This window comes from Aquimarina hainanensis (assembly GCF_042684685.1).
In the GTDB taxonomy this organism is placed as follows: Bacteria; Bacteroidota; Bacteroidia; order Flavobacteriales; family Flavobacteriaceae; genus Aquimarina; species Aquimarina hainanensis.
Genome location: NZ_JBHULX010000006.1, coordinates 1 through 12,160 on the forward strand (window position 1 = coordinate 1; position 12,160 = coordinate 12,160).

Annotated in this window: 9 protein-coding genes and 2 tRNA genes; 1 reads left to right on the forward strand and 10 read right to left on the reverse strand. The window is 36.5% G+C overall.

From position 1 onward, the window contains the following. The 9 genes from ACFSTE_RS08235 to ACFSTE_RS08275 form a co-directional block, all read right to left on the reverse strand. A partial coding sequence (locus ACFSTE_RS08235; RefSeq protein WP_378298067.1) for an Ig-like domain-containing protein occupies positions 1-2,012 on the reverse strand: 2,012 nt, incomplete at its 3' end. Positions 2,013-2,524: 512 nt separating this feature from the next. Then, positions 2,525-2,599: transfer RNA gene (locus tag ACFSTE_RS08240), tRNA-Val, on the reverse strand. Between the two features lie 51 nt (positions 2,600-2,650). After that, a tRNA-Val gene (locus ACFSTE_RS08245) sits at positions 2,651-2,725 on the reverse strand. Between the two features lie 70 nt (positions 2,726-2,795). Next, positions 2,796-4,013 carry a bifunctional folylpolyglutamate synthase/dihydrofolate synthase gene (locus ACFSTE_RS08250; RefSeq protein ID WP_378253292.1) on the reverse strand — a complete coding sequence of 406 codons (1,218 nt, stop codon included), beginning with the start codon at positions 4,011-4,013 and terminating at the stop codon, positions 2,796-2,798. 29 nt (positions 4,014-4,042) lie between these two features. Continuing rightward, positions 4,043-4,891 (reverse strand): energy transducer TonB, encoded by an 849-nt coding sequence (locus ACFSTE_RS08255; protein ID WP_378253290.1) that lies wholly within the window; start codon positions 4,889-4,891, stop codon positions 4,043-4,045. A gap of 9 nt (positions 4,892-4,900) precedes the next feature. Next, positions 4,901-5,293: an ExbD/TolR family protein gene (locus tag ACFSTE_RS08260; protein WP_176027321.1), complete on the reverse strand. Its 393-nt coding sequence runs from the start codon at positions 5,291-5,293 to the stop codon at positions 4,901-4,903. A gap of 3 nt (positions 5,294-5,296) precedes the next feature. Further along, on the reverse strand, positions 5,297-5,983 hold the full coding sequence (locus ACFSTE_RS08265; RefSeq protein ID WP_176031017.1) for a MotA/TolQ/ExbB proton channel family protein: 687 nt from the start codon (positions 5,981-5,983) through the stop codon (positions 5,297-5,299). An 85-nt stretch (positions 5,984-6,068) separates the two neighbouring features. Further along, positions 6,069-7,541: a sodium/proton antiporter NhaB gene (nhaB, locus tag ACFSTE_RS08270; protein WP_378253288.1), complete on the reverse strand. Its 1,473-nt coding sequence runs from the start codon at positions 7,539-7,541 to the stop codon at positions 6,069-6,071. A 64-nt stretch (positions 7,542-7,605) separates the two neighbouring features. Then, entirely contained in the window at positions 7,606-8,832 is a 1,227-nt protein-coding gene (locus ACFSTE_RS08275; RefSeq protein WP_176031018.1) for a Glu/Leu/Phe/Val dehydrogenase dimerization domain-containing protein, read from the reverse strand. Between the two features lie 476 nt (positions 8,833-9,308). Between ACFSTE_RS08275 and ACFSTE_RS08280 the strand changes: the two genes are divergently transcribed. Then, the gene (locus ACFSTE_RS08280; RefSeq protein WP_176027323.1) at positions 9,309-10,451 is read left to right on the forward strand and encodes an acyl-CoA dehydrogenase; all 1,143 of its coding nucleotides are present in this window, start codon (positions 9,309-9,311) and stop codon (positions 10,449-10,451) included. A gap of 57 nt (positions 10,452-10,508) precedes the next feature. Here the strand turns inward: ACFSTE_RS08280 and ACFSTE_RS08285 are convergent, their stop codons facing one another. After that, positions 10,509-11,876, reverse strand: a complete 1,368-nt coding sequence (locus ACFSTE_RS08285) for a Gfo/Idh/MocA family protein (protein WP_378253285.1) — start codon at positions 11,874-11,876, stop codon at positions 10,509-10,511. Between the last annotated feature and the right edge of the window lie 284 nt (positions 11,877-12,160).

Genomic DNA, 12,160 nt, shown 5'->3' on the forward strand with positions numbered 1-12,160 from the left:
GCTGGTAGCCCTACACTAACATCAACATCACCACTTAATTCATCTTCACTTATCAAACCGTCATTGTTTGCATCTTCTGTGATCGCAACTGTAGGAGCACTTGGGTCCGTTGTATCAACACTATATACTTGTGTATCCGAATCAGCACAATTATCCTGTCCTGCTATAGTAATACTACCATCAACAGTAGCATCTGCATCATTTTCCAAATCACTTCCCGGCACATTAATACTGTAATTACCACTGGCATTTACTGTTCCTGTATATGTATTACCATTGACTGTCAAGGTTACTGTGTTTCCAGCAGTAAATCCTCCTCCAACAGTTCCTGTTACCGCAATCGTACCTCCGGCTTCTGTTTCATTTACTATATTATCTGCAGTAATATCATCAATACTCAAAATAGGTGGAGCATTCACAGTTACTTTTATCACATTCGTCTCATCTGTACAACTTACTCCATTTAATACCGATGTATCTATTCTTTTGAACCAAGTATCTTGCGTCAATACCCCCGGATCAAATGTAGTCCCTGTAGCACCTGATATATTCGAAAAACCAGTAGTTTCGTTAGTAACACTACTTTGCCACTGATGTGTCAATGTTCCATCTGCTACAGTAGAAGTCGTAACCGTTAACACACTAGGATCTCCTCCTGTACATACAGTTTGATCTGAACTAACAACTCCTTCTGTTATAAAATTATTAACTGTAAGTGCCACTTCATTAGAGGTTTCCGGGCATAAATAATCCGTTTTTGACACTTCTACTCTATACTCATTTCCATCTTGTGTATTTGCAGGATTAATTGTTAAAGAAGCTGTAGTAGCACCTGAGTAACTTCCTCCATTCGAAATATCGCTCCAGCCACTTCCTGTATTCTCTTGCCATTGAAATTGCAAGCCTGAACCAGAAACAGCAACCGAAAAATTAGCTGAATCTCCCAAACACACTGTTTGATCAGAAGGCTGAGTTGTAAAAACAGGAGCTGTTCCAGCTGTAACCGCATTCACATTTCCTCCTGTATAACCTCCCTGACCAGTCACCCGACCATTAGTAGCATTTACTGTCACAGGAGAACTTCCTAAAAAACCATCATTATCAGGATCTGTATGCCCCGCTTCTATAGCATCTCCACACCCATCATTATCGGAATCAGAATCATAATGGTTAGGAACTCCATCTCCATCAGTATCATATACATCCGGAACCCCATCTGCATTGGCATCTGTATAATCAGTAGTAGAACCATCTCCCCCATTTCCATTATCTACCAGATCTAACCAGTTAGGAATGGAATCTCCATCTTCATCCCCATTAGGATTATTCCCATTCGCTTCATTTATATCTAAAATTCCATCATTATCATCATCTTCATCATCTAAATCTACCACATTATCATTGTCTATATCTGAATTAGAACATTGAATCACTGAACCATTTGTTACCGGAAAGTTATTGAGATTTAAATCCAGGTTTTTAACCCATCCAGATGATGTCGCTCGAAGTGTTACATTTACCTTATTTACATTTAAATAGGTAAACTGCGCATCATTATCTGATTGTGCTTGTCCGTCTGCCAAAATCTCTCCTCCGGTTTCTGATAATGCAATATTAGGTTCTCCTCTAATAAATGCTATCCGATCCGTACAAGGAATAGAAACACTTTCAAATGAAGGACCATCAATATCGTTAATCACAAAAGAATAATTCCCTGCAACCGGATTATTACTAGCATCCAGGAATTCAATTTCTACAACCACGTCTGTTGCATTCTGATGTGCAAATGTTAAGTTGTCTACTGATTGTGCAAATGATCCCGTACCACTTATTATATTCACCCTTACCTGCGTAATTACTGGATTCGCAGTTGATGTAGCTGGGAATATTTGTGGGTTTGTACCTGTTGGTCCTCCTGTGATGGCAATATCTATATATTGCGCAGATAGTATCGATGTAAAAAACAAAAAAATACTAATGAGGAAAATTCTGGGAAGTAAAATTGTTCTCATAATTCGCGGGGTTAACGACTAAAAAAAAACAATATTATATACAGCTAGTTACCCTCATAAAATAAACACCCTTTAAAGGTACTATCTTATAAGAACATTAAATTTCTTATGACTCCTTTTGAAGGAAAGGACTTCATAAAATTTCGTAAATAAATAATGTAATTTTATATCGTATAAATAATTCTTTTAAGTTTTGTTTCGTTAAGTTTATGATTCAAAGATGCTTATAAAAGCAGGAGTAAAAAATATATTTTACGGATTAACCATAAACAAATCGATTAAAAACATCAAAACCAGATAAAATGCATTTTATCTAAAAAACGGTTACCCCAGCGAGGTTTTTTAATGATATTTTGCTTGTTTTTTTATCGTGAAATAAAAAAATGAAGGACAAAAATGAGAATTATACACTTTCAAAAAGCCTAACTTCTAAAAAAACAGAGAGAAATATTGAACCTATTAAAAATAAAAAAAGCCAGATCATATATGATCTGGCTTTTTTTATTAGGATGTGGGCGCGAAGGGATTCGAACCCCTGACCCCTTGGGTGTAAACCAAGTGCTCTGAACCAACTGAGCTACGCGCCCTAATAACTTACTGTATGTAAAAAGAACTTGTTATAAAATTTTTACACATTGTGGGCGCGAAGGGATTCGAACCCCTGACCCCTTGGGTGTAAACCAAGTGCTCTGAACCAACTGAGCTACGCGCCCGCTATCATTGTGATTGCGGGTGCAAATATAAGATAGTTTTATTCTTCAGCAAAATATTTCAACAAAAAAATCAAATAATTTCCGCTACAACAAAAGTACTCCCTCCTACATAAATCACATCTTCTTTTCTTGCATACTGTAATGCAGACATATAAGCCTCTTTTACAGCGTCATATTTCTCACCATGTAAATCAAACTTAGCAGCTTCTTCTTTGAGTAGCCCTGCATCCAACCCCCTTGAAATATCAGGAGACGAAAAATAATAACGTGCTTTTTTGGGAAAAAGAGGAAGAATTGTTTCTAATTTTTTATCATCCACTACTCCTACTACAATATGCAAATCTCTAAATGATTCCTTAACCAATTGCTTCATTACCTCCCGGAGTCCATCTTCATTATGAGCCGTATCACAAATTACTTTAGGTGCCTCATTCAGTATTTGCCATCTCCCCAGTAGTCCTGTATTTTCTACTACTCTAGAAAAGCCTTCTTTTATACATTTAGTCGAAAGTTCCCATCCTCTTTCTCTTAATATCGCTAAAACCTGAAGAACCGCGCGTTCATTTTCTCTTTGATAGCCTCCCTTAAGTGAAGATATACATTGTTCTCCTTCAAATGTTTCTGCAAAAATTAATGGAGCTTTTTTTTCTTTCGCTACAGCCTCGAAAACCACACTGGATGCTTCCTGTTTTCTTCCAATTACAACTGGTACTCCCGTTTTTATAATTCCTGCTTTTTCTCTTGCAATACTAGTAATTGTATTTCCTAAAAACTGGGTATGATCTATTCCTATATTTGTAATCACAGAGATTTCCGGGGTAATAACATTCGTAGCATCTAATCTCCCTCCTAATCCTACTTCTATTATTGCCACATCCACTTTTTGATCCGAGAAATACTGAAATGCCATTCCTACTGTCATTTCAAAAAAAGACAACTGATGGCTTTCAAAATATGCTTTATGGGTTGTCACAAAATCAACTACATACTCCTGCTTGACACAATCCCCATCAACACGAATACGTTCTCTAAAATCTTTTAAGTGTGGAGAAGTATACAAACCTACTTTATATCCTGCTTCTTGAAAAACAGAAGCTAATAAGTGACTTGTGGAACCTTTTCCATTGGTTCCTCCTACATGAATACTTCTGAATTTCTTTTCAGGATGTTGCAGAAAAGAAGTTAACTGCTCAATATTATCTAAGTTAGCCTTATATGCACTTTTTCCCTGTTTTTGGTAGACAGGTAACTGGACATACAACCAATCCAGCGTTTCTTTATAATTCATTGTATATAATAAAATATAATCCTACAAGCCTATTCCGATAGCTTAAACTCGTATACAATTGTTCCTACCTGCTTCACAGGAGCTTTTGAATCACTATTGAATCGTGTCGCCAAGGCTGCTTTTTTTGCAGGTGCTAATAAACAAGAGGCACTATTCGTTGTCCCTTTTACTCCTGGAGTAGCTTTGACAACTCTACCATTTTGATCTACTTGTATTTTTACCACCACAATCCCCGATTCATTACAATCTTGTCTAAACTTTTCTTTATTAAGTGCTTTTCTCCCACCTAATCTATAATTTCCATCTCCATCCAATCCTTTTCCATTTCCATAATAGGAGCGAGCATTAGGATCTCCATTCGGATTCCCCTTATCTCCCGGATTATTATCATCTCCTTCTCCTCCTTTAGCTGTTCCATCACTCTTAGGTCCTTTAGAAAAACTATTAAGAATATCCAAGGTTGATTTGTCCGGCTTAGGATCTGGTTTTTTCCCTACAGGTTTTTTCTTTGCCGGTTTTTTTTCAGGCTTTTTCTTTTCTTCTTTTTTTACACTCGTTTTTTTCTCAGGTTTCTCAGTAATCACTGGAGCATCTTCTGAATCTTGAGTAATGACTTTTTCTGAAACCTCAGGAGTTTTTTCTTGTACTTCTTCTACTTCTTCTTCCACCGTTTCTTTGGGGGCTGACTTAATCGGTTTTGTCGGCTGCTGCCTTCCTCTTCCGGTTTCTGTTGTCCCAAAATTTACAGCAATTCCACTTTCGGGAGCTGGATCCAGGTATGAAAGACTTAAGTAAAACAACAAAAGGATGATTCCCACATGTACAATCACAGTGAGAATCATAGACCTTTTTTTATGTTTTGTATCTAATTTTAACATATACTATTCTCAATCGGGTTTTACCGCCAGAATAACTTTAAATTTATTTCTATTCGCTATATCCATAACGCTTACTGCTTTTTCAATAGGCACTCCTTCTTCTGCCCTTAGAATCACAGTAGGTTCATGTTGTCCTGCCAATCTTGATTTTAATGTACTTTCCAGCCTGCTCTGACTGATTCGTTCATTATCTACATAATATTGAAGCTTATTCGTTATGCTTACCGATATATTCTGAACATTAGAGCTCTTTCCCTTAGCCTTTGGCAAAATTAAATCCAGGGCTTCTGGTGTTACTGCCGGGGATGTCAGCAAAAAGAATACCAATAACAGAAATACAATATCTGTCATTGAAGACATGCTAAATTCCGGACTTACTTTATTTCTTCCTCTTAAGTTCATCTGTTAAGCAGGTTCGTTAAGTAAATCTAAGAAATCAACTGCAGTCGCTTCCATTTGGTGCACTACCTTATCCGTTTTTACAACCAGGTGATTATATCCTATATAAGCAACAATCCCGACAACTAATCCCGCAACAGTGGTGGTCATTGCAGTATATATCCCTTCTGCTAATGATCCCATATCTGCACTTCCTGAACTTGATGCTAAATTATGGAATGCCAAAATCATACCAATGACAGTTCCAAGAAAACCAATCATGGGTGCAGCTCCTGCAACAGTCGCTAGAATACTGACATTCTTTTCCAGTTTATATACTTCTAGACGACCTGCATTTTCAATAGCGGTATTAATATCATCCAAAGGACTTCCTATTCTTGAGATTCCTTTTTCTGTTAATCTAGAAACCGGATTATTCGTTTGAGCACATAAAATCTTAGCTGCCTCAATTTTACCACTTGAGACCTTTTCTCTAATTTGATTCATAAAATTATCATCAAACTTGGAAGCTGCTTTTATAGCGAATAATCGTTCGAAATATATGTATACTGCTACAAAAAGAAGGATAAACAGAATGGCTATGATCACTACTCCACCTGTTCCTCCACTAAGTAACAATTCTATAATGGAAAGTGATTTTTCCTCAATTTCCGGTTCAACTTCTTTGGTCTTCTGGGCTAAAGATCCAAGCATAAATAAGTTCATCATAAATTGTCTTTGGTTTTTATTTCTATTATATAACGTGAATTATAACGTATAAGTATATTTTTACTTACTATTAAAGCATCATTAGTATCCCTATTAATCCTACCCCTCCAAGCACAATTGTATAAGGCAATGCCATTTTTACCATTCTTCCATATGACAATCCGATTAACGGAGCCAAAGAAGAGGTTAATAAAAATAAGAAAGCTGCTTGTCCATTTGGAGTCGCCACACTTGGTAAGTTTGTTCCTGTATTAATAGCAATCGCTAATTTCTCGAAATGCTCTCTTGTTATTGCTCCCGATTTAAAAGCTGCCTCTACCTCTCCTATATATACGGTAGCCACAAACACATTATCACTAATCATGGATAAAATTCCATTCGCAGCATAAAACATTGCCGGTTGATCTTTTAATGGTAAAGACAACACCCAGTCTATTACCGGAGAAAACAAGTGCTGATCATGAATCATTGCTACAATCACAAAGAAAACAACCAATAACCCAGTAAAAGGTAAGGCTTCTTCAAAGGACTTTCCTAACTGATGTTCTTCTGTAATCCCCATAAAAGCCGTTTGCACAATAATCAATGCCAACCCTATAAATCCTACAGGAGCTGCATGTGTAGCCAATCCAATAATCAAAAGAATTGCCGAAACTGCCTGAACAATCAATCCGTATTTAGATTTTTCAGAGCGTTTTGCATCTTCCTGCTCTGTATAGTTTTCTATAATTTGTCTGGCTACATTTGGTAATTTATCCCCAAATCCGAACCATCCTGTAGTTTCTAACAATACAGTCGTCAACATTCCTGCAAATAAAACCGGAATCGTTATAGGAGCCATCTGAATAAAGAATGTGATAAAATCCCATCCCATTCTGTCCCCGATCAACAGGTTTTGAGGCTCTCCAACCAGTGTACAAACCCCTCCTAAAGCAGTTCCTACTACTCCATGCATAATCAAACTTCTAAGAAATCCTCTGAATTTTTCCAGTGTTTCACCACTTAATTCTTTAGTATCCAAAGAACCATCCTGGTCATAGTCAGCCGTTGGTGTTGAATGAATCTTGTGATATACTCCATAGAACCCTACTGCTACACTGATTAAAACCGCAGTTACTGTTAAGGCATCCAAAAAGGCTGATAATACTGCTGATAGAAATACAAACAGTAACGAAATCACCAATTTTGATTTAATTTTGGTAAAAACTTTACTAAAAATATACATCAATAATGGTTTCATAAAATAAATCCCGGCTACCATAAACACCAGTAACAATACTACTTCCAAATTGTGTTCTACCTCGTGATAAGCATTCTTTGGAGTTGTAAGATTAAGTGCCAGAATTTCTATAGCCAGCAACCCTCCTGATTGTAACGGATAGCACTTTAGTGCCATTGCTAATGTAAAAATAAACTCCCCGATAAATAACCATGAGGTTACTTTTGCTCCTAGTACAAAATAGGAGAAAACATTAAAAATAAGGAATCCGATCATTACCATCTTAAACCACTTCGGACTACTACCTAAAAAATATCTGAACATACTTAAAAAATTAACTGATTACACTAACCTTTCGATTGCACTTAATCTTACTAAACTGTGTCTATCACACCAACTGTTGCAAGGCAATCTCAAAGGCAGTTTTACTTATATTTGTTTTTTTGTTATTATGATTAAATGTATCCTGAATTGCCTTTTTAATCGTTTCTGATGTATCTTTAAAAATGGCTTCATCAGTCATCTGAACTTTTCTTTCCATAAAATACGCAAATACTCTGGCCATCCCGCAATTGGAAATAAAATCCGGGATTAAGCTTACTTTACTATCTGTATATTCCATAATAGGTCCAAAGAAGATCTCTTTATCTGCAAACGGTACATTTGCCCCACATGAGATGACCTCTAAACCTGAATCAATCATTTGGGTTATTTGATCCTTTGTTATCAGCCTGGAAGCTGCACAAGGTGCAAAAATCTCAGTTTGCAATGACCAAACTTTTTCATTCATTTCTTCGAAAGGAATAAGAGATTCTGCATATAATTTATTTCCTTTTTTGTTTAAATACAGCTCCTTCATCTCTGCAACTGTAAATCCTTCTTCTTTTATCAACCCTCCTACGTGATCGATAATCCCAACTACTTTGGCTCCCATTGCTGTTAAATAGTACGCAGCAGCAGACCCTACATTTCCGAATCCCTGAACCACAGCTCTTTTTCCTTTTACTTCGCCTCCGTATACCTCGTAATAATGTTTTACAGCTTCTGCCACTCCATATCCGGTAATCATATCTGCCACCGTATACTTTCTATTTACATCAGGAGAAAAAGTTGTGTTTTCCAACACCTTTATAACTCCTTGCCTTAATTGTCCTATTCTATTAATCTTATCTGCTTCGGTAGGCTGAAAATGACCATTAAACACTCCTTCTTGTGGATGCCAGACTCCACATCCTTCTGTAATGGGAATTACCTCATGAATTTCATCTACATTAAGATCTCCCCCAGTTCCATAATAGCTTTTTAGCAATGGAGAAACTGCTTTATACCATCGTTTTAGCACTTCTTCTTTTCGAGGGTCATTCGGATCAAAGTTAATCCCTGATTTTGCACCCCCTATGGCAGGACCTGAAACTGTAAATTTTACCTCCATTGTTTTTGCCAGTGAAAGTACTTCATTCATATCCAGTCCTTTTCTCATCCTGGTTCCTCCCCCAGCAGCACCTCCTCTAAGTGAATTAATAACCGTCCAACCCTCTGCATCTGTCTCAGAGTCTTTCCAGTTAAAAACAATTTCAGGTGATTTATTCTCGTAAGTATATAATAGTTCTTTTATGTCTTTCATTTTCTTTTAAACTTTAATTCATTGTTACATTAGGTTTAATTGCTATATCTATATTAGCAATCATCATCTGTCTTTTCAAAGTCTTTGTTTCATATTCCCCCTTACGGAGGTTAGAGCTGTGTCATAATTTATACTATTAATACAATGAATTATTTCTGCTTAAAATGCAATTTCACAAATATAAAAAAACTAAGTATGGTCAACACTAAAATAAAATCAAATTTATGTAACAAATTACCGCATTCGTAGACAACGCATTCTATTTGTACAAACACATCAAAAAAAAGCAGATTTCGCAGAAAAAAAGTCAAAAAATAAAGAAAGACGCAAAAAACAAATAAAACATTAAAACTATCATTTTTAAACTTATATTTGTAGTATTAATAAAAATATGGGCTATATATCTATTTTTTCTCATTAAATTTCAAAATAGTATATTATGCACGCATAGCAACAAACAGGAAAATATGGATTTTAAACTTACGGAAGAACAAATAATGATACGAGATGCAGCTCGTGATTTTGCCAGAACAGAATTACTTCCTGGTGTCATTGATCGAGATAACAAACAAGAATTCCCTACCGAACAGGTAAAAAAAATGGGAGAACTTGGCTTTCTTGGGATGATGGCTTCTCCAGAATATGGAGGAGGAGGAATGGATACAATTTCTTATGTTCTTGCCATGGAAGAGCTATCAAAAGTAGATGCTTCCTGCTCTGTTATCGTATCAGTTAATAATTCTTTAGTATGTTGGGGACTGGACACCTATGGATCTCCGGAACAAAAAGAAAAATATTTATCCAAGCTTACAACAGGGGAATCAATTGGTGCTTTTTGCTTATCTGAACCAGAAGCAGGAAGTGACGCAACCTCTCAGCGTACAACTGCTATCGATAAAGGAGATCACTATGTATTAAACGGTACTAAAAACTGGATCACCAATGGAGCATCCGCAGATTATTATTTAGTTATTGCTCAAACCGATAAAGAAAAAAAGCACCGAGGAATTAACGCTTTTATTGTAGAAAAAGGATGGGAAGGTTTTGAGATAGGGCCTAAAGAAGATAAATTAGGAATCAGAGGTAGTGACACACACTCTCTTATTTTTAATGATGTAAAAGTCCCTAAAGAAAATAGAATAGGTGAAGATGGATTTGGTTTTAAGTTTGCTATGAAAACCCTGTCAGGAGGAAGAATTGGAATCGCCGCTCAGGCATTGGGAATTGCTGCCGGAGCATATGAACTGGCAAAAAAGTACGCTAAAGAAAGAAAAGCTTTTGGTACAGAAATCATGAATCATCAGGCCATTGCTTTTAAACTAGCAGATATGCATACACAGATAGAGGCCGCTAGAATGCTGGTTTACAAAGCGGCAAAAGATAAAGACAATCACGAAAACTACGACCTTTCTGGAGCGATGGCAAAACTATATGCATCACAGGCAGCCATGGATGTTTCTGTTGAAGCTGTTCAAATTCACGGAGGAAATGGATTTGTAAAAGAATACCACGTAGAACGTTTAATGCGAGATGCTAAAATCACGCAGATATATGAAGGTACTTCTGAGATTCAGAAAATAGTAATCTCCAGAAGCATTTTAAAGGATTAAATATCCAGACTCTCTTAAACAAAAAGCCATTGTAGTTTTACAATGGCTTTTTTATACTTAATAGGTGTCTTTTATCCAATCATAAGGCTTCCTTTTCACCCACATCCCTCGGGTAAAATCCGGAAAATTCTGCGGTTCCCCATTATTTTCTATCGAGACTTCTGACAAAGGAGTGATCGCACTCCATGCAGCAGCATCATACACATCTAACGGGGGTGCGATATTTTGTTTAGCAGATTCTACAAAGGCATTAATAACAAAAAAGTCCATCCCTCCATGCCCAGCTCCTGTAGCATGCTCTCCATATTTCTTCCACAACGGATGATCGTATTCAGCCAACCATTTATTCGCTTCTTCCCATCGGTGAGGCTCTGATTTTCCTTCTATATAAATTCGATTTCCATCCACTTCCCACAATCCATTCGCTCCCTGCACTCTAAATCCGAGAGAATATGGTCTTGGCAAATTACAATCATGCGTCACGATAATTGTTTCTCCTTTTGCAGTTTCTATAGTAGACGTTATTACATCTCCCTGCTTAAACTTTACACTGGCATTAGGATGTTCTTTTCCTCCATGTTTTACAATATAATTATGTAATCCAATACTTTTAGAAGCATTGGATGAAATAGAAACAAACTTATTTCCTCTATTGATATCACACATGGTAGCTATTGGTCCTACTCCATGAGTCGGGTATACATCTGCATTTCTCTTTACCGAATGCAAGGTTCTCCATTTTGATTCTGAAATTCCTTTCTCTCCAAATTCAACCCCTCTTCCATAAGCTGTTTTTCCATCATTAAGCTTAACAAACCTCAGGTCGTGTTGATATCCACATCTAAAATGAACCAATTCTCCAAAAACATTTTTTCTGACCATATTCAAAACAGCCATAATATCTCTTCGATAGTTCACATTCTCCAATATCATCAAATGCGCCCCTGTTTCTTCATAGGTATTCACTAAATCCCAGCATTCTTCTAAGGTATTCGCTGCAGAAACTTCTAATCCGGTGTATTTTCCTGCCTTCATAGCATCTTTTGCCATTCTGGTATGCCATAACCATGGAGTCGATATAATGACCGCATCTACATTTTCTTTATCCAATAGATTCCTATAATCTAATTCATCTTTTCCAAACACTTTTGGTTTTGGTTTTCCGGCTTTCTTAATCGAATCTAATGACAAGTCTATCCTTGTTTTATCGATATCACATATTGCTGTCACTCTTACATCATCGCGCAACAACACATTTCTAAGATGGTTCGTCCCTCTGAGTCCAACACCAATAAGTCCCAACCTTAGCTCCTTGCTAGCCTCTTTTGCAGTCTTCCCTAAGGAAACCCCTGGAATCATAGAAATTCCTGCTCCTGCCAACGCTGAATTTTTTATAAATTTTCTCCGAGAATTATCTTCTTTCATTCTTATTATCTTAAAATAAACACTAAATATATAAGAAATTAACAATAATCGCTTTGATTTCAAATTCAAAAAAAAAACAAATCAATCCTAAAGAACTGAGATACAAGAAAAAATGGTTTTAAAAGCAGCGTTTTTTATAGTTTTATTAACAAGCCAAACATCTTAAAGCGCTTCTAGATAAACATAAGGAAGAAAACAGTTCTCTTCTATAGGATGGGGTATTTAGGTTATAGGTAGTAAGTACACCTGCTGAGAACTATACAACAAAAAAAATGCCCTCCATT